Genomic DNA, 26,463 nt, shown 5'->3' with positions numbered 1-26,463 from the left:
TCTAAAATATATGAAAGCTAGGTGATTTTATGTTTTACATAGGTATTGATATTGCTAAGAAAAACCACGAAGCTTCAATAATTGATTCTTCTGGAAAGAGCTTATCCAAAAGTATTTCCTTTCCTAATTCTACAAAAGGGATAGAAAAGTTCAATAATTTTATTGCTGAATTTGGTGTAACAACTAATAATTGCATTATTGGAATGGAAGCAACTGGTCATTATTGGATCAGTTTGTTCTCTTACATCATTGATCTAGGATTTACGTGCTATGTTATAAATCCAATTCAGTCTGATGCTTTTAGGAAAGTGTACGTTAGACAAACTAAGAATGATTCAGTTGATTCATTTATAATTGCTCAAATAATGCGTTTTGGAGAGTTCTCTATATCTAATTTTTCCGATGAGAATACATTTGCCCTTAGAAATTTAACTAGATATAGGTTTGCCTTAATTGATGAATGCTCAGATTGGAAAAGAAAGCTTGTAGCTATACTTGACCAAGTTTTCCCTGAGTACTCAAGTCTTTTTTCGAATATATATGGTGTTGCCTCAAAGGAACTGTTGTCAAAATATCCTTTACAAGAAGACATGCTGTCGATTCCTGCTGAAGAGCTAGGCAATTTACTTTGTAAGTGTAGCAAGGGTCGTCTTGGCATGAATAAAGCCGAAGAAATCCAATCCTGTGCCAGGGAATCTTTTGGAATTAAGTTCGCAAAAAGATCTTTTTCTTTCCAAATCAAGCAAATAATTAGCCAAATTTCATTCCTAGAAGAACAACTTAAAGAAATTGAAATTGAGATTAGTTGCTTGCTTGAGGATATATGTCCAGTCATTACTACAATAACGGGTATTGGTAGTGTTTTAGGTGCGTCCATAGTATCCGAGATAGGCAATATTTCTAGATTTGAAAGAGCAAACCAACTTGTTGCCTATGCCGGTTTAGACACACGCATAAAACAATCTGGCGATTTTTCAGCCACAAATACAAAACTTTCCAAGCGAGGTTCTCCTTACTTAAGACGTTCTATTTGGCTTGCCGCCACTGTAGCAGCCTTTAAGGACCCTGCCTTATCCATATACTATCAAGGATTGAGAGCACGAGGTAAAGCTCATGGTACAGCTATAGGGGCAGTTGCAAGGAAATTGACCAATATTATATTTGCTGTCTTAAGAGATCAAAAACCGTATACTCCAAATATTTAGTTGTCAGTATTATTAATTTTTTAAGCCTATTCATTAGGCTTATTTGCTATGCAATAATGTCAGAGTTAAATTTATTTTTTATTTTGTATTGACATTTGATAGCTGGTCTATTTTTTTATTATATTAAATATATATGGCACTATTTTACATGGATATTATCACAAATAATTTTAAGTGTCAACTAATTATTGCAAAATATTCCCGCTATGAAGTTATGTAATCTTGTGATTGCATATAGTTACATAAAAAACAACAGAAAAACAACAAAAAACCCAAATGAATATTAAAAAAATGCTTTTTATATTTACTTTGGTTAAATTTTATGTTAAAATCATGTTAAATCGACAATTTAATAATTGTTTTATATTTTTATACGTATCTTTCAGATTATTCCAAAAAATAATTTTAACAATACAGATAGTTTTTCGTGATATATATCACAAATATTGTTTTAATTACGAATGGATTATTGATAGGATTTATTATATTTTAGGAACATGGAGGTATGAGGATGAATAATCTAAGAACAAGATATAGTAATGTTCAAATTAGTAGAATAGGCGTATATTCATTATCAGTTTTGATGTTGATACTTATGTATGCATTTAAAAGCAATGAAATTTTAAGAGTATTATGTGCTAATGTTATTGTAATTTCGTTATTAGTTCATGACTACAAAAATGAAAATGTATCCTTGTTTGGGCTGTTATCCTATATTGTATTAATACAGCTTTTCATTATCTCTATAATAAAATAAAAACCATAATAAAGACATACAAACAGATAATAAAGGGAGAAAATGGAGAAATTCCATATTCTCCTTTTTATTATATAAATGTAAATTAATACTAAATAATGCTTTTAATAAGTAAATAAAACTCTTCAAAGGTCTTTACTTCAAAGTCTGCCTTGTATTTCTCACAATTTATATCATATCCCCTATGATTTATCCATATAGAGCCAAAGTTTGAAATTTTTGCACCAATCACATCATTTTCAAATGAATCACCAATATAGTAATATTTCAAATTAGGTATGTCATATGGTTGAAGTTTGTTATTTAAAATCAGGTTATCTTCAATATGTTTTTTTGCATAGCAAAATATTCTGGAATCTGGTTTATGGAAACCAACATCCTCAGAAACAAAAATATTATTTTTATCTACATATTTGTACATATCTAAATATTTTATCTTATTATACTGTTCTTTGTGAGGTCCATTTGATATAATTCCTATTTCTGAGCTTTTTGAAATGATATAATCAAGTGACATTCGGACGTGATCCTCAAGTTTGATATGTTTTTTTTGATCCAAATAAACCAGATGGAATTGCATTGCCTCTTTGTCGTCTATAGATATTCCGTTATCAATAAATGAATTTTTTGTTCTATAAATGCATAGATACTCCATAGAAATTTCGCCATTTAATGCTTTATCATAAATTTCATTGTTGTATCTTCTAAAATCCAAAAATATTTGGTGAATATTTTTAGGGAGGTAATTATACATTTTTTTAAATGCAAGTCTAAATGGATATTCCAAATCATATAGAGTATCGTCAATATCAAAAAAGAAAACATTTCTATTCATATACATTACCTCCCATCAATAGTTGCTGATTATTGTGACTTATTAAGCTTCATACTAAGATAATACAACGAGTATTAATTTTTTTCAACTAATTCACACAGTCTTTCAAATACATAATCCTTCAATGGTTTTCCGTCTACCACTGCATTGTCGTTTTCATCAAAGTATATTGTGAAGAAGTTTATTACTAGGGCATCTCCAAATATATAGTATGGATCTAGATGAAGTGGTGCTATATGAACTGTTATTTTTTCCAAATTTGAATTTGGATATTTTTCGTTTAGCTTTTCAACAAGGTCGTCTACATTTAAAACCTTCACTGGCTGTGCCATTTTTGTAGCAAGTGAAACGTCTTCCGCAATCCACATATTTTTACTCCAGAATCTCTTTTCTGGTTTTGTTGCAGCTGAAAGTAATTCTCTGTTTTGAATAGAGCTTAATACTTTTCTGATTGATTCCTCTGTGAATTCAGGACTTTGTACTAGTTTCATCGCTTCCATATTGGCTACATCAACGAAAAAGCTTTCATTGACCTTTTCTCTGTCGACTACAGTACTCCAGTAGTATAGCATTGATTCAATTACTTCAAGATTAATAGTTACTGATTTTATCATGGTTTCCTCCTCCAATATCTTATATAGATATAAACTATATTAAGCATATTATGTTAAAATTTTTATCAATAACATTATTATAGTATATTTTCATTCAAATTTATAGTTAGAAGTACGATATTTTTCATATATATGTAGCAATAGTAAAAAATTTAGTTATGACTTGCAACAATGTGATATAATTTTATATATTGGATAGGTCTGAAAATTTGAATTCAGAGTACAAAAATGATATAAAGTTTATTGTTGATTATAATAGATTTATATGAATACATATGAGCATACATGTACAAATATGTATTATAGTATGTTATGTTAGATAAATGGTGAAATTGTCAAGGAATATTGAAATAGAGAGCGAGGTATAGAGTGTTTATTGATGATACTATTTCTGCCATTGCTACAGCTCCTGGTGAGGGTGGTATAGGCATAATTAGAATAAGTGGAAGTAAGGCTGTAGATATTGCAAAAGCAATATTTAAACCTTTTTATAAAAATGGTATTGATGAATATAATGCCAGAACATTGATATATGGTAATATAGTGGATGGCGAAGAAATTGTGGATGAAGTTTTGCTGGCATATATGAAAGGTCCTAATTCATATACAGCTGAAGATGTGATAGAAATAAACTGTCATGGTGGGTTTATTTCCGTAAAAAAAATACTAGAGCTGACTTTGAAAAATGGAGCGAGATTGGCAGACAGAGGGGAGTTCACAAAGAGAGCATTTTTGAATGGTAGAATTGATTTATCACAGGCAGAGGCAATTATAGATATTATCAATGCCAAAACAGACAAATCTCATGAAATTGCGCAAAGTCAGCTGGAGGGATCGCTTTCTGATAAAATAAAGAAATTGAGACACAGGATAACTGAGGTTTTGGCTCAGGTAGAGGTTGCGATAGATTATCCTGAGGAGGATATAGAGTTTATCACATACAAAGAATTAACTGAAAAAACCGAGTCTATAAGAGATGAGATTAGATTTCTGTATAATACCTCAGATACGGGAAAGATTTTTAGAGAGGGGCTTAAAACAGCTATTTTGGGTAAGCCGAATGTTGGAAAATCATCACTAATGAATGCAATTTTAGGCGAAAATAGAGCCATTGTGACGGATATTCCAGGAACAACTAGAGATGTAATCGAGGAGTTTGTAAATATAAATGGTATTCCATTGAAAATTGTCGATACAGCAGGAATAAGGGAAACCGAAGATATAGTAGAGAAAATAGGTGTTGAAAAATCTATTTCTCATCTTAAATCATCTGATTTAAATTTATTGGTAATAGATATATCTAGAGAATTGGAAGCTGACGATTTGGATATATTGAAAAATATTGATCCTAATAAAACTATCGTGCTGCTTAATAAGATTGATTTGGAGTCAAAAATAGACTTAAAAGAGATTGAAAAATATGTTGATAATGAAAATATTATTAGCATATCTGCATTAAAGCATGAGGGGTTAAATTCGATTCATCAAAAAATAGAAAAGATGGTATTTAGTGGTGAAGTACAAAGTTCATCTGATGTAGTAATTACAAATTCTAGACATAAGGATGCTATATATAAGGCTATGAATTCCATTGAGGATGCCGTAAACGGATTGAAGGATACACTTCCTTATGATTTTATAGAAGTTGATTTAAAAGATGCTTGGGATAGTCTTGGATATATCAATGGAGATACAGTATCAGAGGACTTGTTAGATACGATATTTAGCAATTTTTGCATTGGAAAGTAGACTGTATTTGAAAAGTAAAGATAAATTAAAGAAAGGAAATATATGGAAAGATTTGAAGCGGGAAATTATGATATTATTGTAGTTGGTGCCGGACATGCTGGATGTGAAGCGGCGTTGGCTTCTGCAAGGCTAGGAATGAAAACTCTGATGATTACACTTTCTCTAGATGCGATTGCAGCATTGGCTTGTAATCCTTCAATTGGAGGAACTGGAAAAGGTCAGCTGGTGAGAGAGGTTGACGCATTGGGTGGTGAAATGGGTATAAATATCGATAGAACATATATTCAGAGTAAGATGCTTAATACGGCAAAAGGTCCGGCAGTACATTCCTTGAGAGCACAAACTGACAAAAATTTGTATCATAGAGTTATGAAAGAAACAATAGAAAATCAGGATAATCTGGATGTTGTGATGGATGAAGTGGAAGAAATTCTTCATGAGGGAAGGGTTGTTACAGGTGTAGGTACTAGATTGGGATGTAATTATAGATCCAAGTCTGTAATTTTAGCTACAGGTGTTTACCTTGAATCAACTGTTTTTATTGGTCATGATAAATTTAAAGAGGGTCCAAATGGACTGGCATATGCAAAAAGTTTGACAAAGAGCTTGGTGGAGCTTGGGCTTTCTATGAGAAGATTCAAAACAGGTACTCCAGCGAGAATTCATAGAGATAGTATAGATTTTTCAGTTATGGAAATTCAAGAGGGAGATAGCAAGATTACTCCGTTCTCATTTATGAGTGATGATATTCAGAGAGATCAGGTTTTGTGTCATCTAACAAGAACCACTCCTGAAACGAAGAACTTGATTCAAGAAAATATTACTAGAAGTGCTATGTACAGTGGAAATATAGAGGGAACAGGTCCTAGATACTGTCCATCAATTGAGGACAAGATTGTGAAGTTTGCTGATAAGGAAACGCATCAGCTATTTATAGAGCCAGAGGGATTGGATACAAAGGAAATGTATATTCAAGGTGTATCAACGAGTTTCCCACTGGATATGCAGGTCAGAATGTATAGAACGATAAAGGGCTTGGAAAATGCTCAAATTATGAGGCCGGCTTATGCAATAGAGTACGATTGTATTGATCCGACTCAATTAAAGCAGAATTTGGAGATAAAGGGAGTTGAAAATTTATTTTCTGCTGGACAATTCAATGGAACATCGGGATATGAAGAGGCAGCTGCTCAAGGATTGATTGCAGGAATAAATGCAGTCTTAAAAATTCAAGGGAAAGAGCCTTTTATCATAGACAGATCTGAGGGATATATAGGTGTTTTGATAGATGATTTGGTTACAAAGGGAACGAATGAGCCATACAGAATGATGACATCTAGAGCTGAATATAGACTGTATTTGCGTCAGGATAATGCCGATATGAGATTGACTCAAAAAGGATATGATATAGGGCTTGTTACACAAGAAAGATATGATAGATATATTGAGAAGAAAGAACAGATTGAATCCGAGATAGAAAGGCTAAAAAAGAATAGAATAACACCAAATGAGGCTAATGAATTATTGGCTGAGAGGGGAATTGTAGGTCTAAATAATGGATTGTCACTTTATGAATTTTTAAAGAGACCAGAAATAGACTATTCATTTTTAGATATTACTGGAAAATCAAGTGAATTGGAGCTGCCAGAGGATGTTAAGGAGCAAGCTGTAATAATGATAAAATATGAAGGCTATATTGAAAAGCAAATGAAGCAAATTGAACAATTTAGAAAGCTAGAGAATAAAAAGCTTTCTGAGGATATAGATTATAGCTTGATAGATGGGCTAAGACTTGAAGCTAGACAGAAATTAGATCTGATTAAGCCAACTTCGATAGGACAGGCTTCGAGAATATCTGGTGTTTCTCCATCTGATATATCAGTTCTTTTAATATATTTAGAGCAAAAGAGAAGAAAAGTGGAGGCGTAAGTGAGCAGAGAAAATATAGAGCTGTTGGAAAATGGTTTAAAAAATTTCAATATTGATGTAAATGATACTATGCTGGAAAAATTTGAGAAGTATAGAGAAATATTGGTTGAATACAATAAAAATATGAATTTGACGGGAATTACTGAACAGAGAGAGGTTTATATAAAGCATTTTTTGGATTCGGTAGCAATTTTTAAAGATGGATATATTATGGATGGATTATCTGTGATAGACGTTGGTACTGGTGCGGGGTTTCCTGGAATACCATACAAAATTTGCAATCCAACAATAAAGCTTACACTTCTAGATTCTTTAAATAAGAGAATTAATTTCTTGAAGGAAGTTTGTACAAATATAGGCTTTGATGATGTCGAATTTGTTCATGGAAGAGCAGAGGATTTTGGTCAAAATGAAGATTTTAGAGAAAAATTTGATATCGCAACTGCAAGAGCTGTTGCAAATTTACCCGTTCTTTTGGAGCTATGCATTCCATTCGTGAAGGTTGGAGGCTTCTTTATTTGTTTAAAAGGACCAAATGCTGAAAATGAGGTCGAAGAAGCGAAAAATGCAATGGATGTACTCGATGTAAAATTAGTTGAAAATATTGAGGTAAGTCTGCCTGATGAAGAACTTAAACACAGGATATTGGTGTTTAAAAAAATAAAAGAAACTCCAGGTAAATATCCTAGAAAAGCTGGGAAATTATCTAAAAAACCACTTTAATACAAATTTAGGATAATCAAAATAATAGTAAACTAATATCATCAAAAGGATGATATAGTGTAAAATATAGATTTTAAAAATAAAAAGTCTATCCACATTCTCCATAAATGGTGGAAATGTGGATAGATTCCTATTTTTCTTTTATTTTTCTAATATTTATCAAAATAGCGAATATTATTATCAAGACAGAAAATAATACACTTTTAATGTCATCAAAGCTTAATAGAATAGATTTTCTATTAAATAAAAAATCTATTCCAATTATTGCTAAGTAAGTTTTTATAGATTCATATAGTATCAGTATCGTTTTTTTTAACATAAACAAATTCCCCTTTTTTTGTTTTATTATAAAAGATACTATAAAAAATGTAAACATAAATGTAAATAATTCTTATACAAAAAGGTATCCAATCATTCATAAGAATGTTGGATACCTCTTTGCTTAGGATTGACTTTCAAGTCATACCATTTTTACGGTTAAAAAATTTATGTTATGTTAAGCAACAACTTATTTGAAATATAATAAATTTTTGTGATAACCTATAAATTATAGAAGCTATCAATTATATTAATTACTGTTTAGATGTTATTGTTTGTTAAGCTCTTGATGAGTTTTATCGATCAACTCGGTAGGTAAAACTTTAAATTTACCATCTTTAATCAGTAACATACTAGGAATTGTTTCAAGTCCGTATTTTTCATAAAACTTCTCGTAATTTTTGTCTTTAAAATCCTTATCCATATCGACTTCGACAAGATAGCTTTTCACATTTACTTTTTTCTGTATATTTGAAACTATGTATTCATATGAACTCGAAAATCTAATACAGTATGGGCAATCTTCAGAGGTCAATACATACAATCCATCTTCTTCGCTAGTGATATCTTTCCAGCTTTTTTTATTTACCAAGAATTTTATGTTATTTTTATATTCTTTCTGCTCCATCATTAGTTTAATATCATCCTTTTTAGCAAAAATGCCACCAACCAAAGCAACTAAAACAATTACTACTATATAAATAAGTTTTTTGTTTTTCATATGTACCTCTCATAATATTAAGATAATAAATAATAATGCCAATAATATTCTCAAAATTCCATTATTGCACTAATATATTATCCTATTACTGATAAAAAGTAAACAAATATATAAAAAAACTATATAGCTGCGGTTGAAGCATTAATATTATCTATAAGTTTAATAATTAACGTCAATAAATATCTACTACACATTAATATGATTTTGATATTTCCTTTAATGCATGAATCGCCTTATCTACGTCATCTTTACTGTTAAAATAACCAAAGCTAAATCTGATTGCGCCCTGATTCAATGTACCTATTGTTTTGTGGGCAAGAGGTGCACAATGAATACCTGATCTTGTAGCAATATCAAATTCTCTATCCAATCTAAATGTAATTTCTCCGGAGTCAATATCGCCTATATTTACTGCGATAACAGCAGACCTTTCCTTTGAAGACCTTGGTCCATATATCTTTATATTGTCTATTTCTGATAGCCTGTCTAGCATGTATTGAGTAAGCTCTTCCTCGTGATTTCTAATCCTTGAAAGTCCAGTTTCCAACAAAAACTCGATACCTGCTCCAAGTCCGGCTATGCCAGGTGTGTTGTGAGTACCAGATTCATATTTATCTGGATATAGATCTGGTTGTATTATATCTTCAGATTTACTGCCAGTACCACCTTCTCTTTGGCTCTTTAACTTAATGGCATCATTTACATACAAAATTCCCGTACCTTGAGGTCCTAAAAGACCTTTGTGTCCAGGCATTGCCAACATATCTATATTCATTCTCTGAACATCTATATCGTAAATTCCGGCTGATTGAGAAGCATCTACCAAGTATTTGATATTATGTTTTTTTGCTATATTTCCAATAGCCTCTATGTCTACAAGCGTTCCCACGACATTAGATGCATGAGTCGTTACAATTAATTTAGTATTTTTCTTTATCGCTGATTCTATATCTTTTGGTGATATTTTTCCCTCGCAATCAGCCTGAACAAATGTATGTTCAACTCCTATTTTTTCAAGCTCCATTATTGGTCTTAGAACAGAATTATGCTCCATAGTCGTTGTGATTACATGATCTCCAGTTTCCAAAAATCCCTTTATAGCTAGATTTAACGAATCTGTCGCATTGAAGGTATAGACAACCTCCATTGGATTTTTTATATTAAATAGTTTTGCTACCAAATCTCTAGTAGCTTCTACCGTTCTAGCAGACTCCATTGCCATCTTGTGACCAGATCTGCCAGGATTGGCACAATATGCCCTTGAACAATGATCCATAGCCCTATAAACTTTTTCTGGTTTTGGAAAAGTCGTTGCAGCATTGTCTAAATAAATCATTTTATTGCCTCCTTGTGATAATGTCAATTGTCGTTTGATATTATCTAAGTTTATATTACTTGAATTTTAGATATTCCCCATCTTTTATTACTATATGCCCACTTGAATAGCTTTTTCCATCAATTGTCAATTTGACCTGTTCGACCTTGAAAGTTTTTATCAAGCTATTTGTGAATGATCTCAACATAAGAGTTTCAGCACTTGAACCCAAATCAAAGTTAATGAATTTGTCATTTACATCGACGATTAATGTTCTAACTCCATCAACTGTTTCAACTTTGGCTTTATTTACATCTGTGCCTTTTTGAAGCACTTTTTCTGAAATAAGTGCTTTGATAACATTTCCGACACTTACTTCATCAGCCTTTTGCTTATGCTCAGTCAATTTTTCTGTGTTGATATCATAAGTGTAGTAAGTTATTTCAGCCTTTCCAGATTCTGTTTTATTTGCCTCGTTATTTTGAGTGGACTCCTTTTCTTTATCAGTTGCATCCTTTGAAGCTTCTTTAGAAGCGTCGTTATTCTCGCTATTTTTAGACTCTGAACCTTCATTGGTATTTTTTTCCTCTGTTTGTGTTTTTTGCTCAGAGGAATTATTTGCACTTGTCGTGCATCCTGCCATTGAAATAGTTGATGCAATAAGTATTCCAACCATTAGTAATCCTTTAATTTTTTTATTGTATTTCATAGTGTAACCCTCCTTAGCTTGTTTTCCTCAATTACCTTAAGCGAAATATCAAAAATTGATATTTACATTATTATATCATATTCGTGACTTTTTTAATATATAATAGAATTTCGAATAAGAAATATCAAAAATACAGATGAAAAAATTTTTCTCAAAATCGTGAAAATTTATTAATAATAATCTCTTTAATTTTATTTTTTTTAGTTAAATATAAGAAAAAACTAAAATTAACTAAAAATAATAATTGTGTAGCGTTTTCCTTTGGATGAAATTGAAATTATTATGTGTCACAAACACTAATAATGTGATATTATATAAGTGTGAGTGTACTATGTTGGAGGTAGGAATAATGGTAGTAAATGTAGACGCAAAGGGGCTTGCTTGCCCAATGCCTGTAATAAAAACTAAAAATGCTCTTGAGCAAATAGAGTCAGGAATTGTCGAGGTTGTAGTAAGTGACAATGTTCCAAAGGAAAATGTTTTAAAATTTGCAAGATCAGTAAATTGTAAGGCTGAGATTATAAAAGAAGAAAAAGACGAAATCGTCATTAGAATTTCAAAGGAGAATGGAACAAAATTTGATATCGCTGATGAAGATATTACTTGTGATGTCGAAATACCTAAGGGAAAAGAAGTGATAGCTATCATGAGTAATAGAATTGGAAGCGGTAATGATGAATTAGGTGCTGTTTTGATAAAAGGCTTCTTATTCACACTTACAGAGTCCAAGCCATTGCCAAAGTCGGTTTTATTTTTAAATGGTGGAGTAGAATTAACTACAAAGAATGAAGCGACTGTAGAGCATATTAAGAAATTGGAAGATTTGGGTGTCGAAATACTTTCTTGTGGAACTTGTCTAGATTACTACGGTCTAAAAGAAGAATTAAAGGTTGGTACAGTGACTAATATGTATACAATCGTTGAAGAGATGAAAGCTGCGTCAAAAGTAATTACAATCGGGTAGGTGCTATATGAATGATTTTTATATTGTGTCGTTTAACTCGACACACCATGCTATTAGATCAGAGAAGATATTGTTAGACGATGGTCTAAAGATTATGACATTGCCTACTCCTAGAGAAGTAGCTGCTAGTTGTGGGTTGTCGATAAAATTTGAATTTGAAGATAAAAAAAGAATAAAAGAGCTATTAGAAGAAAGTTCTATTGACATAAAGGGTGTTTATCATATACTAAGGAATGAATCAGGTGATAGAGAAGCACTTGAAATAGAATTTTAATGAGAGAATTTTCTTCTTGCTATGAATATAGGAGAAAATATGGCAGTAGATATTAAGGTTGGAAATATTGTTGAATTAAAAAAACAGCACGCTTGCGGTTCTAAAGAATTTACAGTAACTAGAACAGGAGCTGATGTAAAGTTTAAATGTAATAATTGTGGAAGAATAATAATGCTTGATAGAGAAACTGCTGAGAAAAGAATAAAGAAGTTTCTTTAAGGTTGTTTTTACTAGCAGGGCAAAATATGGGAGTTTTAGTATTATTAATGTGTTTGTCATGCTTTTAAATAAAATAATATAATTAAATTATTCTAAATTATGGAGGTGCTTTTTAAATGGCTGTAAAATTTGCAAAAAGACTAGAAAATGCAGAAGGTTCTGCGATTCGTGAAATCCTTAAGTTGGCTTCAAATCCGGATGTAATATCTTTTGCTGGTGGGCTACCAGCTCCTGAATTATTTCCAGTTGAAGAAATGAAGCAAGTGGCGATTGCAGTAATGGAAGAACAAGGTAGAGCTGCTATGCAGTATTCTGCAACAGATGGTTACCCACCACTAAGAGAAGCTATAGCTGAAAGAATGAACAGAAAGCTATACACTGATGTTACTGCTGATAGCATATTGGTAACTAACGGTTCTCAACAGTGTCTAGACTTTATGGGTAGAGTATTCCTTGACGAAGGTGACAAGGTTATAGTTGAAAGCCCATCTTATCTTGGTGCATTAAATGCATTTAAGGCTTATGGACCACAGTTTATTGAAATACCTACAGATGGTGATGGAATGATAATGTCAGAGCTAGAAAAAGCTCTTGCTGAAAACCCTGACGTTAAATTTATATACGTTATTCCTGATTTCCAGAATCCATCAGGAAGAACTTGGCCAATCGAAAGACGTAAACAATTTATGGAAATCATAAATAAGTATGAAGTTCCAGTTGCAGAAGATAACCCATACGGTGAGTTAAGATTTGAGGGAGAAATATTCCCATCATTGAAGTCTTACGATACTAAGGGATTGGTTTGCTTCTTCGGAACATTCTCTAAGATTCTTTGCCCAGGATACAGATTAGGTTGGGTTTCTGCAGCACCAGAAATACTTGAAAAATTCAATATTTCTAAGCAGGCTGCTGATTTACAGGCATCTACAATTTCTCAGATGGAAATAGCTAAATTTATCGAAATGTTTGATTTGGATGCTCACGTTGAAAAAATCAAAGAAGTATATGGACACAGAAGAACAGTTATGCTTGATGCAATGGATGAATACTTCCCAGAAGGTGTAACATTCACTAGAACTGACGGTGGATTATTTACATGGGTAACTCTTCCAGAAGGAATAGATGCTGCTCAGTTGATGAAGGATGTTGTTCTTCCTAATAACGTTGCTTACGTTCCAGGTGAACCATTCTATCCAAACGGAGGAAATGCTAACCATTTCAGAATGAACTATTCTTGTATGCCTGATGATAAGATAGTAGAAGGTGTTAAGAGATTAGGAAAGGCTTTGACAGAAGCTATAGAAAAACTATAATATTTGATCTTTATTTAGAATAACAGAAAAATAAACTATTTTATATATGAAGCGTTATTAAATATAAACTTCAACAATAGATAGGCAGGAAATTGCGTGATTTAACGTTAATTTCCTGCTTTATTATTGTGCAATGGGAAGAAATGATTTAAAATATATATTAGGTAAACGTTTTATTTATGTGATATATTAAAAAATAAGATAAGGTAATTTAATGGGTATATAAGTAATTTGCAGTAAGTAAGAGAGGGTGTGTAATTATGTTAAGTAAAAAAAATTCTATATTGGCGGTTTCAATACTATTATCTTCAATGCTTATGATGGTGGCATGTCAGATATCTGAATCAGCCGATAATGAAGTAAACTATGATCAGAAGCTTGAAGGAAGCGAAGTAAATATTGATAAAAATTTTAAAAAGGATGCTGTTGAAGCAATAAAAGGTGATATCATTAAGGATATCAGAAATTCATATGAAAAAGAGGATTTGGATGGATTGTTGCCAATAGTAGTCTTGAGAATTGTAGGGGTAAAAGATAAGGGGAATTTTCATGCAGTGTTTGCAAATGTGAATACAAACCTGTTTTCATTTGAAGATGGAGTATTTACCGATGAGTCAGGCTCGGCTTATCCCGTTAGATATGATTTGTTTAAGGATTTTAGCATAAAAAAAGTGCATGAAGCAAAGGATGGAGGTCTATTTACTGATTCGATATTGGAGCTTACAGAAAATGACAAGGAATTGTCCAATAAGCTTTTGGAGTCACAAAACTCTTATCCAGCTGTATATAAGGATATACTTGCAGAATTGAAAAACGAAGCAAAAGCCAGTGGATTAAAGAATTATTATCATAAAATCAATAAGATTCCGGGATATGAATCGAATGTGGTAAAGATAAAAGAAAAAAAAATCAATGGACTAACATATGTGATAAAAAACGATGAATATGAGAAAATAAAAGATAATAGAAAGAACAAGGATAACAAAAAATATCTTTTTGCTCCATGCGTTTTGCATGATGAAGCGACTGGTATTACAATATCAACAATTTATTCAGAACAGTAGTGGAGGTATTATAATATGAAATATGACGAACAGATATATAGACCACCAAAGGAGTATAAATCAATATTGCTTCAGGTGACTAGTGGATGTACTCACAACAAATGTAAATTTTGTGGAATGTATAGGTACACAAATTTCAAAATGGAAAGTTTGGAACAAATAGAAAAAGATATCATTGAGGCAAGTAATCATCCGTTTTACAGGAATACTAAAAGATTATTTCTCTTAAATGGCAATCCATTTGTACTACAAACTGAAAGACTTCTAAAAATCGCTGAATTGATTCATAGATATCTTCCAAAGGTCGAAGTGATTACAACATACGCTTCAATAAAGGATATTGAGAGAAAAAATGATGAAGAGTTAAAAGCCCTAAAAGAAGCTGGATATAACGACTTATACATTGGTGTTGAATCTGGCAATCAAGAAGCCTTGACATTTATCAATAAAGGTAACACAGTGGAAGAAGCGATAAGAGAAATGAAGCGACTAGACAAGTTTGACTATTACTACTATGCTATGATATTGACAGGCTTGATGGGTAAAGGTGTGGATAAAGCTATTGAAAATGGTAGAAAAACAGGAGAAATGCTCAGTCAAGTAAATTGCAGAGGTATATTTCCGATGTCTGTAACGATTGTTCCTGGAACTGAATTATGGGAAATGTATGCCAATGGAGAGTATGAGGAAGCCACAGAGTATGATAGATTAATAGAGCTGAGAGAAATATTGGAGAATTTAAATCCTCAAAAAACAGCACTTATTTCTTCTGCTCATAATTCGAATACTATGTATATAAAAGGAATTGTTCCAACTGAAAAGGATAGACTGATTAATGAGATAGATGAAATATTGAGCGAGGCATCTCCAGAGGAAATGCAAGAATGGATAGATAGAAGAAGAATAAGACTCTAATTTTATGCTAGATTGTTTTTTAGAGATGATGAGATAGGATACTGAATATATGTATTTATTATAAGATTCATTTGATTTGGATTAAGCGAAATCATTGAAAATACTTAGTTGCAAGCGTTGGTTGACAAATTGCAAGGTCTGGTTGGTGGTATGCAACCATAAACGAATGTATAATTGATACATATTAATTTGGTAAAAGGAGTGATAAAAAATGAAATTAGCAGACAAGATAACTCTACTTAGAAAAAAGAATGGATATTCTCAAGAGGAGCTGGCTGATCTTTTGGATGTTAGTAGGCAATCTGTATCAAAATGGGAGAGTTCTCAATCTATACCTGACTTAAAAAAAATACTAAAAATGAGTTCTATATTTGGTGTAAGCACAGACTACTTGTTAAAGGATGAGCTTGGGGAAGAGGATCTTTTAGGTGATGAAATAGTAAAAACAGATAACGATTATAAAGTAAAATACGTTTCTATGCAAGAAGCGAGTGACTTTCTGGGAAAAAGCTTAAAATCAGCGAAAGAAATCTCCTTTGCCGTAATGCTATGTATACTGTCTCCAGTTATGTTGATTTTTCTTATGGGATTGATGGAAATGAATATGTTAAAGATGTCTGAGGATAGAGTTGGTGCATTTGGAGTAATGATACTGATTGCTATTGTTGCTATTTCTGTTGGCATAATTATAAAAAATACTATTAAAATGAAAGAGTATGATTACTTGGAGAATGATGTCATTGAAACTGAGTATGGTGTAGATGGGATGGCAAAAGACAGAAAAAGAGAATATTCAGAGATACATACGAGAAGTCTTATAATTGGTGTGGGTTTATGTATTGCATCCGTTATTCCTATTATGTGCAGTATAATCGTATTTGGTGAGGAAAGTGAATTCACAATATTTGCAGTATGTATATTATTGATTATGGTTTCAATAGGCGTAAAAACAATAGTCGATACTTCTATAGTATGGAACTCAATTATTAAGCTTCTTGAAGAAGATGAATATACTAGAAGTAATAAGGCCTATAGAAGAAATTCAATCATGGGTATATATTGGTGTATCGTTATTGCAATATATTTATGCTATAGCTTTGTGTCTAACAATTGGAGCATGAGTTGGATAATTTGGCCTGTGGCTGGAGTATTATCCGCAGTAGTATCACAAGTAGAGAAGATGATAAAAAAGAAGGCTTAATGAAGTTTATGCAAGAAATTTAATATAAGAAATATGATATAAGAGCAATTAATAATAGTTTTTTAAAATGAAGCATGGAAATCCTCCGATAATTTGGTAGGATTTCTTTTTTATTATTTTTTTCTAATAATATGCGAGAAATATCAAAAAAAATTGTGATTTTGTTAATACTTAAAATTCTTTTGCGTATATATATGTGAAAACCATTAAAAATATACTATAGTATTAATAAATCACTAGTGACAAGAAAGGGGGGAATGGACCATTGAGTTTTGACGATATTTATGAAAAATACTTTGATAGAGTATACAGATTTGTTAATGTGAGGGTTATGAATCATATGGATTCAGAGGATATTGCTGTAAAGATATTCGAGAAAATCTATAGGAGCCTAGATACATATTCTCCTGAAAAAGGAAGTCTGGATGTATGGATATTTACCATAGCAAGAAATGAGGTGACCTCTTTTTTCAGAACGAAAAAAATTCAAGTTGTAAGTATGGAATGTATATCCGAAATAAACGATAGTACAAGCTCCCCTGAAAATATAATGGAAACAAACATAAAAAATGAAAGACTATATAATGCTATTGGAAATTTGAATGATAATGAAAGATTTGCAGTTTCATGTAAGTATGGTGCAGGGCTAACAAATATTGAAATAGCAGAACTGATGGGTATTTCTAGTTCCAATGTAGGTGTAGTTTTGTTTAGAAGTATGAAAAAGTTAAAAAAGGAATTGGAGGGATAGATATGGATAAAAAAGAACACAATATTGACGAAATATTTGATAAAGAATTTGATCTATTCTTGCAAGAAAATATCAAAAATGAATTTAATGCAACAAAAGCTGTGAGGGAAAGAATTAAAAAGAGAGTTGAGGAATCAATCGAAAAAGAGTCAGATATCGGTATGAATATTGTTTCTATGGATATCAAAGAGGATGAAAATAGGAGGGCGTTGGATATGAAAAATAAGAAAAGGAATAAGGCTTTAAAAATTGTAGCTGCATCAATTGCTCTAGTGTTGATAGTAGGTAATATAGGAAGCTTGGGAGTTTATGGTAAGGATATGTTCACTCTTATAAAAGAAATAAGTACTGGAAATATCACAATGATAGAAGAAAAATTCGATGGTGATATAAATGAGATATCTCAGAAAGTACCAGAACAGCTAAAGGGTAAAATATTTGATAAAAATGGAAAAGAGGTGGAATATTTAACTCCAGAATTAGAGGGCAAAATATATACAAAGGATGGAAAACTAATCGTGGGCTTCACTACTATTGAAGATACAGGAAAAATGGAAATTTGTACTGAAGAAAGCATGGAAAATGATTTGGTAAAGTATAATAGCATTGAAAGTGCAGCCAAAGATTTAAAATTCAAGCCTATGACTATACCTGGATTCAAGGTAGAGCAGGTATCCTTGTACAAGGATGATAAAGGTAAGGCATCTGATGAAGCAGTGGAAATGATATTATCAAAAGATAATATAAAAATATATGTACAGCAGAGATTTTCATCTAAAGACAATTCATATGTTGGTGGTGGAAAAAATGTAAAAGAAGTTAGTATAAATGGTGAAAAAGGGATTCTTTCTGATGGAGATTCATTGGATTGGGAGTATAAAGACAAATTAATTGGTGTTCGTGTAACAGATGGAAAAATATCAGAAGATAAATTGGTTGACATTTGTTCTTCAATGGAAGAGATCAAATAGATTATAAGGCTATAAATAGTTTGGGCGTGTATAAAAAATATGCGCCCTATTTTAATGGAAAATTGAGAAATAATGCAAAAATTTCCGATTTATAAGCATTTTTTGCCATTGTATTGAAAAATAGTTTTTGAGTGATATAATTAAATTGACATTATAATAACAATATATGTCGAATATTATTTAATGATATTTTGGGGAGGATTTATGAAAACGAGTAGGAGAATTTCTATTATTTTGGGATTAACTATGTTATTTTCAAGTATTATTACGCCAGTATATGGGCTTGAAACGAATAAAAATAACGAAAATGTAGCTTTTGAATCAACGAATGCTAGAGAGAAAACAGAAATAAATGTAACTAGAATTTCTGGAAATGATAGGTATGATACATCTGTTGAAATAGCAAAAGTAATAGCATCTACTTATAATGAGAGCGACAACAAAGTTTCTGTTTTTGCGAGTGGTGAAAGCTTTTCTGATTCACTATCTGCTGGATGCTTAGCTAGTGAATATAATGCACCGTTATTGCTAGTGAAAAAAAATGAAATTCCAGGTAGCGTAAGAGAGTTCTACTCAAAATATTTGAAATACGATACTTTCTTAGTTGGTGGAAAGAACACAATTTCTGAAGTTGTAGAACAACAAATAAAGAAAGATTTGTTAACTGAAATAGCTTCATTTGAAAGATTATCTGATAAGAATAGGTTTGATACTGCAATTAAAGTTTTTCAACAAATTTTGACAAAGCGACGTATTATAGCGGTTGGGGATGTTTCTAATCTATATAACCCAGACCAATTTTCAGATGCCCTTACTGCAACACCATTTTTATATCAGAGATCAAAGAATGGTAATGTAGAAATACTGTTACCAAATTTTCCTGAAAGAATAATTTCTGTAGACACAGTATTCGGAGGTATAGATTCAGTTCCAACTCCAAAACTTGGAAAGGAAAAATTAAGACTTGCTGGTGAAGACAGATACAAAACTGCTGTGGAAGTTGCTAAAGCATATAAAACAATGCTAAATATGGATATTGACACAGTAGTAATAACAAGTGGAGAGGATTATCCAGATGCACTTTGTGCAGGACCTTTGGCATCGAATAAAAAGGCAGCAATTCTTTTGACTAATTCGAAAAAGCTAAACGTTGATACAAAAGAGTATATTAAATCAAATCCAAATATAAAAAACATAATTATAGTTGGTGGAGAGAACTCAGTATCAAAGGATGTTGAAAAAGAATTACTAAATATTAGACAATAGACAATTTATTTGTAAAAAGTATATATGTTTTTTAGGGAGCTGTCTTATTTTTAAGACAGCTCTAACTATTAAATAAATTATATTATTATAGAAAATATTAAATCTTTGATATATAATCATATTGAGGTGATAAATATGTATAGGATTGCAATTTGTGATGATAATCCTGAGTATGTAGATTTTCTTGAAGAAAAGATTAAATCGTCAAAAAAATACACAGATGAAATGTCAATCAGTAAATATTATTCAGGCACTAGCTTTGTGGAATCACTTGATATGACATTTAATTTAGTAATATTGGATATGCAAATGGAAAATATTGATGGTCTGGATGCTGCTTTTGAACTTAGAAAGCATTCTGAGGATACAGTTATAGTATTTTGTACAGGAGAGATATCGCCTAAACCAGAACATTTTAACGTCAATCCTTTTAGATATTTATTAAAGTCATATTCAGATGACAGGCTAAGTCAAGAAATCGAATTGGCATTGGATAAAATGATATCTTATCAAAAAGATTATTCTATTTCAATTGTTTCAGATGGAAAATTTGAAAGAATCTCGATTGATGGTATATTGTATGTTTCAAGAACGAAAAGAGGAACTTTATTCAATATATATGATTACAAGACAAAAGAAAAACATGAAATAAAATGTAATCAAAAATTACCAGAGATTTACGAAGCTTTAAAGGATTATTGTTTTGAGTATGGACATAATAGTTATATTATAAATTTTAGTTCTGTGATACGAGTTAGCAAGGAAATAATAGAATTAAAGGACGGAACTGTACTAAATTTATCTAGATCTAAAAGAGATATTTTTGTTAATAGATTTGCCAAGTACGCAGGAAAGAATTTCAAGAGAGGTATGAGATGAGTGCTGTTGTTTCAGGTTTAATATCGGGAATATTTTCCATGCTGATATTTGATATCTTCTTTGGGCATATTTTAAACAGAAGGTTTAATTTTTTTCCGATATATCCTGCTGTATACTTAATCTATGTATTGATGTCTTATTTGATTTCATCATTCGGTAATAGCATAGCGATGTTGATTTCAAATATTATGTTTTTTGTAGTAATGATTCACTTACTATTTGATGGATCTATAAAAAGGAAGATTTTTAATTTTTTAATATTTTTGATTGTATTTATAGGCGTTGAGTTAATTTCTGAATTAATTATTATCTTTATTCTGGGAAGCAACTATAGTTGGGACAATTCTGGTGAGCTATTTAAGTTTTCTGTTGTTTCAATTGAAAGGCTGACTAGTTTTATATTTCTATATGTTTTGAGTAGAATGGTAAATAAAGGAGGAGCGTACTTTAGAAAAAGACAGCTAGCCTGGTATTTGGTTCTTCCATTTTCCACTGGATTTGTGTATTTATCTATTTTCTATTCTAGTGTTATAAAATCACTCCCAGAAGATATAGAGATTTTAGTTATTATTAGCTGTTTATTGCTACTGATTTCGAATTTTATAGTATTTATACTATTTGACTACACCTTCAAGCTGGATTCTGAAAAAAAAGAGCTTGAATTGTATTCGATAAAGCTTGATTTGGAAAAAAGCTATTACACCAAATTAGAAGAGAAAAATAATAGCCAAAAGAAGTTCAACCACGATTTAAGAAATTATCTAACTACAATTGCAAATTTGGCTAGCAATAACAAAAATGAGGAGATATTTTCAGTAATAAATAATATGAGTATTGAAATAAACTCATTTGAGGATGTATTATATTCTAATAATGCGGTATTGAATGCAGTTATATCTGATAAAAAAATATATGCTGAAAAAAACGATATAGAGTTCAATATAGAGGTTAATCCCAGTATCAATATTGATTTTTTGCAAGACATAGATATGATATCTATCGTTGGAAATACTATTGATAACGCACTTGAAGCATCTTTAAAAACGGAAAAGCCGACTGTTAATCTAAATATATTCAACGATGAAAACAATAATTTTCTTGTGATTAATTGTGAGAACAATTTTGACGGAAAAATTGTTACTAAAAACGGAAAAATTATTACATCAAAAAATGACAAAGATGGACATGGATTGGGTATTAGCAATATTAGAAATTCTGTAGACAAATATGGTGGATTTGTTGATGTTGATGTAAAAGACTGTATATTTTCAATATCTATAATAATAAGTATATGCAAAAAGTAAAAAAGCTGTTATTTTGACAGTTTTTTTACTTTTGTATTATTTTTGATTTTTTTGTCTATAATATCTATGATGACTTTTCCTCTCCAATTTATTCAGCATAAAAAAACAAATGATTAGTAATGTTGTTATATTTTTCAATAATTGAGAGAATCAAGGACAACAGTAAAAAAATAAAACAATTAATAGCTGTAAAACTATTGACTAAATCACCTCTAATATAGTAAAATAGTTTGGTATGAGAATTTAAGCATTCTCGTCTCTGCTCCGAAAGGTCTCGGAGCCGTATAGTCCAAAGGGAGGTGAAATGAATGAGAGCTTATGAATTACTTTACATTGTAAAGCCAACACTTGATGAAGAAGCAAGAGAGGCTGTGCTAAACTCAATCAAAGAAATAATAACTTCTGCTAACGGTGAAGTTGGTGAAGTTGATGTTTGGGGTAGCAGAAAGTTAGCTTATCCAATCCAGAAGTTTAGAGATGGTGTGTATACACTAGTAAACTTCAAGGCATCTGTTGATTTTCCAAAGGAATTAGACAGAAGATTAAAGATAAGTGAAGATGTAATAAGACATGTCATAGTTGTACAAGAAGAAAAATAATAGGTGGTGTTAATATGATTAATAATGTTGTATTAGTTGGTAGATTAACAAAAGATCCAGATATCAGATATATACCTGGTACTGGTACACCAGTGGCTACATTTACGTTGGCTATTGATAGAGATTACAAGAATAAAGATGGTTCAACGACTACTGATTTTATTCCAGTAGAATTAATGGGAAAGCCTGCTGAATTCTGTGCAAACTACATTACAAAAGGAAGATTGGTTGGAGTTCAAGGTAATATTAGAGTAGACAGATATGAAACTCCAAATGGCGAGAAGAGAACTTTTACAAAAGTTGCTGCTCGTAATATACAGGCATTAGAAAGCAAGGGAAGTGCAGCTCCTAATACTTCAAATGATAATTTTGAAGCACCGGTATTTGAGCCAAGTGGCGTTGTTAGCCCGTCAGAGTTTTCTGCCGTAGAAAATGACGATGTTCCATTTTAATAAAGAGGAGAGGTGAAAGTCATGATAAACAAGAAAAGACGTAAGAAAAAAAGAGTTTGTCAGTTTTGTGCTGATAAAAACACTGTAATAGATTACAAGAACTATCAAAAGCTTGAAAAGTTCGTAACTGAAAGAGGAAAAATTCTTCCTAGAAGAATAACTGGTACTTGTGCAAAACATCAGAGAGAAATAACAAAGGCAATTAAGCTTGCTAGAAACGTGGCACTTTTACCATACACAGTTGAATAGTATCCAATTGTAAACATAAAGGTCGTTGCATTATTGCAATGACCTATTTTTTTAATTTACACTAATTGTCGTAAATGGTATAATATAAAGGATAGCTATATTTATTTTGGAGGTGATTGTTTGGAGAAAAAAAGCAATATTAATTTTGTAAATGTTGCCATGTTTGCACTGATTTTTTTGTTTGTTGCAGTGTCAAAAATCAATTCCATTTCATCAATATTAATTGTTATTGCGATTATTCCGATGGTTTTGCTGACTATGGGATCTGATATAAAGTTCTCTGGATTTATTTTGATGTTGGCGTGTGTGGAAGCTTATATTATTAATGGAGCAGAGTATGCCTTATTGGTGGCGTTTGTGTATTTGATACCCGCATTTATAAGTGGTATTGTATTTCTTTCTGATGAATATATAGACAGAAACGGTGTCAAGTACAAGATAAAAGTGAGAAAAAATGGTGATGATTTTAGATTTATTTCTATAAAAGCGCTCCTATTATCGATGATATTTTTTGTGATAGGAAGTATGATATATATCGTATCTGTAAAATACTTATTGAATATAGATATAATAAAAGAACTAAGGGTTGTTTTAAATGATACGCTACAGAATGTATTGGAGGTATATAAAAATAGTTTAAAGCCTAGTGAGTATGAAAAAATCGTTTCATCTGGAGTTTTGGATATATTAAAAGACACCAGTACAGTTGTATTAGTGCTTTGTTTTTCTAGATCATTGATATTTTCATTGGTTTCGTACTTTATTTGTATAAAGCTATATAGTTGCTTTTATAGTGAAAAGACAATGTGTGTGCCAATAGAAAGTATTTATTTTCCTGGAAGACCTGTATCCGTACTGTTTTATTCCATTTTGCTGATGTTTTTGATCGACTATTCATATCCTAATCTTGGAGTATCGACTATGATTGGTGGTTATATAATCATTATGAATATGTTGTTCTTTATGGAAGGGGTATCGATAATTATTTATGCAGTTAAAAATTGGAAAAAAATAAAAAGCAGGGTGAATGTTTTGATTTTTGCTTTTCTGGTAATTTTCTTGGGAGTTGTACCTGGAATATCTATTTTGGGAATGTTTGATAACTCTTTTGATCTTAGAAAAAGATGGAATTTGACAATGTAATGTTAATGGAGGAGAAGATGAAAGCCAAAGATAACAAATTCGGTATTTTTAACTACATCGATTACCTATTTTTTATTTCTGTTCTGATGCTCAGTATTTTCGAGTTGTTTAGGAATAGATTTATTGGTACTGTTGGTGTCGTTTTATCAGTTTTTATTATCGCAGCTTATACATATAAGAAGAAAATTGAAAAAAAAGAATGGATTGATAGGCTACACAATGTAGAATTTGATGTAGATAATATAATAAAAAAGGCGGTAAAGAATAATCCTCTTCCTATATGTATATTGGAATTGGACGGAACTATATTCTGGTCTAATAATGCTTTTGATGAGATGGTATCAAGCGATGAAGAGTCTTCTATTTCCAAGAATATCGAAGATTTTATTGAAGATTTTACCATCAGAAAGGTTTTGGACGAAAAGAAAATATTAGAGGATGAAGTGGTCTTTAAAGAGAAGGACTATGTCATTAGATATTGTTTTTCCAAAACAATGGACGAAAGCACTGGAAGCGTAGATTATCGAGTATTGATTTATTGGATTGATAGAACTGATTATATCAATATGAAAAATAAATTTGAAAATGGAAAAGAAGCCATAATGTTTATTGAGATTGATGGATATGAGGATGTAATTAAGAGTACACCGGAAGAAAATAGATCTCTTATGGCGATGGATATAGACAAGTTGCTGACTAGCCTTGAATCTGAATCAAATGGTCTTCTTCAAAAGCTGTCCAATGATAAGTATATTATTTTTATGAAAAAGGAGCATTTAGAAAGCCTTGAAAGATCTAAATTCTCTATTTTGGACAAAGCCAGAGAAATAAATCATGGAAATTCTCTGCCTGTTACTCTTAGTATAGGTGTCGGCGTTGATGGAGAATCGGTTGAACAGACAGGGGAATTTGCTTCTGGAGCATTTGATATGGTGCTAGGTAGAGGTGGAGATCAGGTCGCTCTTAGAAATCAAGAGGGGTTTAACTTTTATGGTGGAAAATCTAAGGGATTTGAAAGAAAGACGAAGGTTAAATCTAGATTGATAGGCTTTGCCCTGAGAGAGCTAATTAATCAGAGTGAAACAATATTGATAATGGGACATCACTATCCAGATATGGATGCGATGGGTGCGGCTGTCGGTGTTTATGACATATGTAAGTCCTATGGAAAACAGGCCCATATAGTATTGGACAGTGTAAATGAGGCTGTAGAAATATTTGTCGACAGAATAAAGGATGATGCATACTATAGTGGAATGTTTGTCGGGCATGAAAAGGCTATAGATATTTGTAATAAAAACACATTGGTTGTAGTGGTAGATACTCACAGACCAAGCTATACAGAGTGTGAGGAACTATTGAATATCTCAAAAAGAGTGGTCGTTATTGATCACCATAGAAGAGGTGTTGAATATATTCAGGATACAGTTCTGCTGTTCCATGAGATATATGTTTCGTCTACCTGTGAAATGGTAACCGAGCTTATACAATATACTGAGCATGATATAAAGATAAATAAACTGACTGCAGAAGGTCTACTTGGTGGTATATATCTCGACACCAAGAATTTTGAATTTAAAACAGGAGTCAGAACTTTTGAGGCGGCGTCTTTCTTGAGAAACATGGGAGCAGATACTCTTTCTGTAAAGAAATTCTTCAACTCCTATGCAGAGGATTTCTTGGTTAAGGCAGAGATAATTCAAAGAACTGAAATTTTGGACGAAAAGATATGTATTTCGTACTCAAAAGAGGAGATAGACAATATTAATATTGTGATTGCGAAGGCTGCTGACGAATTGTTGAATATCAAAAAAATCGAGGCGTCCTTTGTATTGGGTATGAAGGGTGATACCGTATTTATAAGTGCTAGATCGCTAGGCGATATAAATGTGCATGTGCTGATGGAAAAGATAGGTGGCGGAGGTCATATTGATATAGCTGGTGCTCAAATGAAGGATGTGAGTTTATCGCAAGCGTACAATATGGTCAAGGATATAATAGAAGATTACTTGAAGGAGGAATAA

Annotated in this window: 28 protein-coding genes; 22 read left to right on the top strand and 6 right to left on the bottom strand. The window is 31.6% G+C overall.

The window, feature by feature from the left end:
• Positions 1-29 precede the first annotated feature (29 nt).
• Both FYJ71_RS08095 and FYJ71_RS08090 read left to right on the top strand, forming a co-directional pair.
• Entirely contained in the window at positions 30-1,205 is a 1,176-nt protein-coding gene (locus FYJ71_RS08095; RefSeq protein WP_154538397.1) for an IS110 family RNA-guided transposase, read from the top strand.
• A gap of 511 nt (positions 1,206-1,716) precedes the next feature.
• Positions 1,717-1,962, top strand: a complete 246-nt coding sequence (locus FYJ71_RS08090) for a hypothetical protein (RefSeq protein ID WP_154538396.1) — start codon at positions 1,717-1,719, stop codon at positions 1,960-1,962.
• Positions 1,963-2,053: 91 nt separating this feature from the next.
• Here the strand turns inward: FYJ71_RS08090 and FYJ71_RS08085 are convergent, their stop codons facing one another.
• Both FYJ71_RS08085 and FYJ71_RS08080 read right to left on the bottom strand, forming a co-directional pair.
• Complete coding sequence (locus FYJ71_RS08085) at positions 2,054-2,797, bottom strand: HAD family hydrolase (RefSeq protein ID WP_195836920.1); 744 nt, start codon at positions 2,795-2,797, stop codon at positions 2,054-2,056.
• A gap of 74 nt (positions 2,798-2,871) precedes the next feature.
• The gene (locus FYJ71_RS08080) at positions 2,872-3,411 is read right to left on the bottom strand and encodes a TDE2712 family protein (protein ID WP_154538394.1); all 540 of its coding nucleotides are present in this window, start codon (positions 3,409-3,411) and stop codon (positions 2,872-2,874) included.
• Positions 3,412-3,780: 369 nt separating this feature from the next.
• Between FYJ71_RS08080 and mnmE the strand changes: the two genes are divergently transcribed.
• Genes mnmE through rsmG form a run of 3 tightly spaced genes read left to right on the top strand, consistent with a single transcriptional unit; the run spans position 3,781 to position 7,812 of the window.
• On the top strand, positions 3,781-5,160 hold the full coding sequence (mnmE, locus tag FYJ71_RS08075) for a tRNA uridine-5-carboxymethylaminomethyl(34) synthesis GTPase MnmE (RefSeq protein ID WP_320797938.1): 1,380 nt from the start codon (positions 3,781-3,783) through the stop codon (positions 5,158-5,160).
• A gap of 42 nt (positions 5,161-5,202) precedes the next feature.
• Positions 5,203-7,089: a tRNA uridine-5-carboxymethylaminomethyl(34) synthesis enzyme MnmG gene (gene mnmG / locus FYJ71_RS08070; protein WP_154538393.1), complete on the top strand. Its 1,887-nt coding sequence runs from the start codon at positions 5,203-5,205 to the stop codon at positions 7,087-7,089.
• Positions 7,090-7,812, top strand: a complete 723-nt coding sequence (rsmG, locus tag FYJ71_RS08065; protein WP_320640535.1) for a 16S rRNA (guanine(527)-N(7))-methyltransferase RsmG — start codon at positions 7,090-7,092, stop codon at positions 7,810-7,812.
• Positions 7,813-7,942: 130 nt separating this feature from the next.
• On the opposite strand, the gene FYJ71_RS08060 is transcribed toward rsmG, so the two are convergent.
• The 4 genes from FYJ71_RS08060 to FYJ71_RS08045 form a co-directional block, all read right to left on the bottom strand.
• Positions 7,943-8,131 (bottom strand): hypothetical protein, encoded by a 189-nt coding sequence (locus tag FYJ71_RS08060; RefSeq protein ID WP_154538392.1) that lies wholly within the window; start codon positions 8,129-8,131, stop codon positions 7,943-7,945.
• Positions 8,132-8,398: 267 nt separating this feature from the next.
• Positions 8,399-8,851, bottom strand: coding sequence for a thioredoxin fold domain-containing protein (locus FYJ71_RS08055; RefSeq protein ID WP_154538391.1), 453 nt, complete (start codon positions 8,849-8,851; stop codon positions 8,399-8,401).
• Between the two features lie 193 nt (positions 8,852-9,044).
• Positions 9,045-10,187, bottom strand: coding sequence for an aminotransferase class V-fold PLP-dependent enzyme (locus FYJ71_RS08050; RefSeq protein WP_154538390.1), 1,143 nt, complete (start codon positions 10,185-10,187; stop codon positions 9,045-9,047).
• Positions 10,188-10,242: 55 nt separating this feature from the next.
• The gene (locus FYJ71_RS08045; protein ID WP_154538389.1) at positions 10,243-10,875 is read right to left on the bottom strand and encodes a GerMN domain-containing protein; all 633 of its coding nucleotides are present in this window, start codon (positions 10,873-10,875) and stop codon (positions 10,243-10,245) included.
• Positions 10,876-11,224: 349 nt separating this feature from the next.
• On the opposite strand from FYJ71_RS08045, the gene yedF reads away from it, so the two are divergent.
• The 17 genes from yedF (at position 11,225) to FYJ71_RS07960 (ending at position 26,463) form a co-directional block, all read left to right on the top strand.
• Positions 11,225-11,839, top strand: a complete 615-nt coding sequence (gene yedF / locus FYJ71_RS08040) for a sulfurtransferase-like selenium metabolism protein YedF (RefSeq protein ID WP_154538388.1) — start codon at positions 11,225-11,227, stop codon at positions 11,837-11,839.
• A gap of 7 nt (positions 11,840-11,846) precedes the next feature.
• Positions 11,847-12,113, top strand: a complete 267-nt coding sequence (locus FYJ71_RS08035) for a DUF3343 domain-containing protein (protein ID WP_154538387.1) — start codon at positions 11,847-11,849, stop codon at positions 12,111-12,113.
• 39 nt (positions 12,114-12,152) lie between these two features.
• Positions 12,153-12,332 (top strand): DUF951 domain-containing protein, encoded by a 180-nt coding sequence (locus FYJ71_RS08030; protein ID WP_154538386.1) that lies wholly within the window; start codon positions 12,153-12,155, stop codon positions 12,330-12,332.
• Positions 12,333-12,448: 116 nt separating this feature from the next.
• Entirely contained in the window at positions 12,449-13,645 is a 1,197-nt protein-coding gene (locus tag FYJ71_RS08025) for an aminotransferase-like domain-containing protein (RefSeq protein WP_154538385.1), read from the top strand.
• Between the two features lie 260 nt (positions 13,646-13,905).
• Positions 13,906-14,709, top strand: coding sequence for a hypothetical protein (locus FYJ71_RS08020; RefSeq protein ID WP_154538384.1), 804 nt, complete (start codon positions 13,906-13,908; stop codon positions 14,707-14,709).
• Between the two features lie 15 nt (positions 14,710-14,724).
• Positions 14,725-15,624, top strand: coding sequence for a radical SAM protein (locus FYJ71_RS08015; protein WP_154538383.1), 900 nt, complete (start codon positions 14,725-14,727; stop codon positions 15,622-15,624).
• A 211-nt stretch (positions 15,625-15,835) separates the two neighbouring features.
• Positions 15,836-16,825, top strand: coding sequence for a helix-turn-helix domain-containing protein (locus FYJ71_RS08010; RefSeq protein ID WP_154538382.1), 990 nt, complete (start codon positions 15,836-15,838; stop codon positions 16,823-16,825).
• Positions 16,826-17,090: 265 nt separating this feature from the next.
• Positions 17,091-17,576, top strand: a complete 486-nt coding sequence (locus FYJ71_RS08005; protein WP_154538381.1) for an RNA polymerase sigma factor — start codon at positions 17,091-17,093, stop codon at positions 17,574-17,576.
• Between the two features lie 2 nt (positions 17,577-17,578).
• Positions 17,579-18,547 carry a hypothetical protein gene (locus tag FYJ71_RS08000; RefSeq protein WP_154538380.1) on the top strand — a complete coding sequence of 323 codons (969 nt, stop codon included), beginning with the start codon at positions 17,579-17,581 and terminating at the stop codon, positions 18,545-18,547.
• A gap of 204 nt (positions 18,548-18,751) precedes the next feature.
• Positions 18,752-19,813, top strand: a complete 1,062-nt coding sequence (locus FYJ71_RS07995) for a cell wall-binding repeat-containing protein (protein WP_154538379.1) — start codon at positions 18,752-18,754, stop codon at positions 19,811-19,813.
• A gap of 135 nt (positions 19,814-19,948) precedes the next feature.
• A complete protein-coding gene (locus tag FYJ71_RS07990; RefSeq protein ID WP_154538378.1) occupies positions 19,949-20,692 on the top strand; it encodes a LytR/AlgR family response regulator transcription factor in 744 nt (247 codons plus the stop codon).
• Positions 20,689-21,996 carry a sensor histidine kinase gene (locus FYJ71_RS07985; RefSeq protein WP_154538377.1) on the top strand — a complete coding sequence of 436 codons (1,308 nt, stop codon included), beginning with the start codon at positions 20,689-20,691 and terminating at the stop codon, positions 21,994-21,996. Before FYJ71_RS07990 ends, FYJ71_RS07985 begins: the two co-directional genes overlap by 4 nt.
• A gap of 308 nt (positions 21,997-22,304) precedes the next feature.
• Complete coding sequence (gene rpsF, locus FYJ71_RS07980) at positions 22,305-22,595, top strand: 30S ribosomal protein S6 (RefSeq protein WP_154538376.1); 291 nt, start codon at positions 22,305-22,307, stop codon at positions 22,593-22,595.
• A 17-nt stretch (positions 22,596-22,612) separates the two neighbouring features.
• A complete protein-coding gene (locus tag FYJ71_RS07975) occupies positions 22,613-23,047 on the top strand; it encodes a single-stranded DNA-binding protein (protein ID WP_091994497.1) in 435 nt (144 codons plus the stop codon).
• 21 nt (positions 23,048-23,068) lie between these two features.
• Complete coding sequence (gene rpsR, locus FYJ71_RS07970) at positions 23,069-23,296, top strand: 30S ribosomal protein S18 (RefSeq protein ID WP_091994457.1); 228 nt, start codon at positions 23,069-23,071, stop codon at positions 23,294-23,296.
• A 120-nt stretch (positions 23,297-23,416) separates the two neighbouring features.
• Positions 23,417-24,439 (top strand): DUF2232 domain-containing protein, encoded by a 1,023-nt coding sequence (locus FYJ71_RS07965; protein ID WP_154538374.1) that lies wholly within the window; start codon positions 23,417-23,419, stop codon positions 24,437-24,439.
• 17 nt (positions 24,440-24,456) lie between these two features.
• Positions 24,457-26,463 (top strand): DHH family phosphoesterase, encoded by a 2,007-nt coding sequence (locus FYJ71_RS07960; protein ID WP_154538373.1) that lies wholly within the window; start codon positions 24,457-24,459, stop codon positions 26,461-26,463.

It is taken from the genome of Peptostreptococcus porci (assembly GCF_009695815.1).
In the GTDB taxonomy this organism is placed as follows: domain Bacteria; phylum Bacillota; class Clostridia; order Peptostreptococcales; family Peptostreptococcaceae; genus Peptostreptococcus; species Peptostreptococcus porci.
Note: the sequence above shows the minus strand (reverse complement) of the source record. Positions and strands in the feature narration are given on the sequence as shown.

Coding starts and splice junctions, on each gene's coding strand:
- FYJ71_RS08035 (WP_154538387.1), top strand. CDS start 11,847: ATGAATGATTTTTATATTGTGTCGTTTAACTCGACACACCATGCTATT.
- FYJ71_RS08010 (WP_154538382.1), top strand. CDS start 15,836: ATGAAATTAGCAGACAAGATAACTCTACTTAGAAAAAAGAATGGATAT.
- rpsR (WP_091994457.1), top strand. CDS start 23,069: ATGATAAACAAGAAAAGACGTAAGAAAAAAAGAGTTTGTCAGTTTTGT.
- FYJ71_RS08025 (WP_154538385.1), top strand. CDS start 12,449: ATGGCTGTAAAATTTGCAAAAAGACTAGAAAATGCAGAAGGTTCTGCG.
- FYJ71_RS08020 (WP_154538384.1), top strand. CDS start 13,906: ATGTTAAGTAAAAAAAATTCTATATTGGCGGTTTCAATACTATTATCT.
- mnmG (WP_154538393.1), top strand. CDS start 5,203: ATGGAAAGATTTGAAGCGGGAAATTATGATATTATTGTAGTTGGTGCC.
- FYJ71_RS08095 (WP_154538397.1), top strand. CDS start 30: ATGTTTTACATAGGTATTGATATTGCTAAGAAAAACCACGAAGCTTCA.
- FYJ71_RS08030 (WP_154538386.1), top strand. CDS start 12,153: ATGGCAGTAGATATTAAGGTTGGAAATATTGTTGAATTAAAAAAACAG.
- FYJ71_RS08055 (WP_154538391.1), bottom strand. CDS start 8,851: ATGAAAAACAAAAAACTTATTTATATAGTAGTAATTGTTTTAGTTGCT.
- FYJ71_RS08080 (WP_154538394.1), bottom strand. CDS start 3,411: ATGATAAAATCAGTAACTATTAATCTTGAAGTAATTGAATCAATGCTA.
- FYJ71_RS08000 (WP_154538380.1), top strand. CDS start 17,579: ATGGATAAAAAAGAACACAATATTGACGAAATATTTGATAAAGAATTT.
- yedF (WP_154538388.1), top strand. CDS start 11,225: ATGGTAGTAAATGTAGACGCAAAGGGGCTTGCTTGCCCAATGCCTGTA.
- FYJ71_RS07960 (WP_154538373.1), top strand. CDS start 24,457: ATGAAAGCCAAAGATAACAAATTCGGTATTTTTAACTACATCGATTAC.
- FYJ71_RS08085 (WP_195836920.1), bottom strand. CDS start 2,797: ATGAATAGAAATGTTTTCTTTTTTGATATTGACGATACTCTATATGAT.
- FYJ71_RS07985 (WP_154538377.1), top strand. CDS start 20,689: ATGAGTGCTGTTGTTTCAGGTTTAATATCGGGAATATTTTCCATGCTG.
- FYJ71_RS07995 (WP_154538379.1), top strand. CDS start 18,752: ATGAAAACGAGTAGGAGAATTTCTATTATTTTGGGATTAACTATGTTA.
- FYJ71_RS08090 (WP_154538396.1), top strand. CDS start 1,717: ATGAATAATCTAAGAACAAGATATAGTAATGTTCAAATTAGTAGAATA.
- FYJ71_RS07990 (WP_154538378.1), top strand. CDS start 19,949: ATGTATAGGATTGCAATTTGTGATGATAATCCTGAGTATGTAGATTTT.
- FYJ71_RS08060 (WP_154538392.1), bottom strand. CDS start 8,131: ATGTTAAAAAAAACGATACTGATACTATATGAATCTATAAAAACTTAC.
- FYJ71_RS08050 (WP_154538390.1), bottom strand. CDS start 10,187: ATGATTTATTTAGACAATGCTGCAACGACTTTTCCAAAACCAGAAAAA.
- FYJ71_RS08015 (WP_154538383.1), top strand. CDS start 14,725: ATGAAATATGACGAACAGATATATAGACCACCAAAGGAGTATAAATCA.
- rpsF (WP_154538376.1), top strand. CDS start 22,305: ATGAGAGCTTATGAATTACTTTACATTGTAAAGCCAACACTTGATGAA.
- FYJ71_RS08045 (WP_154538389.1), bottom strand. CDS start 10,875: ATGAAATACAATAAAAAAATTAAAGGATTACTAATGGTTGGAATACTT.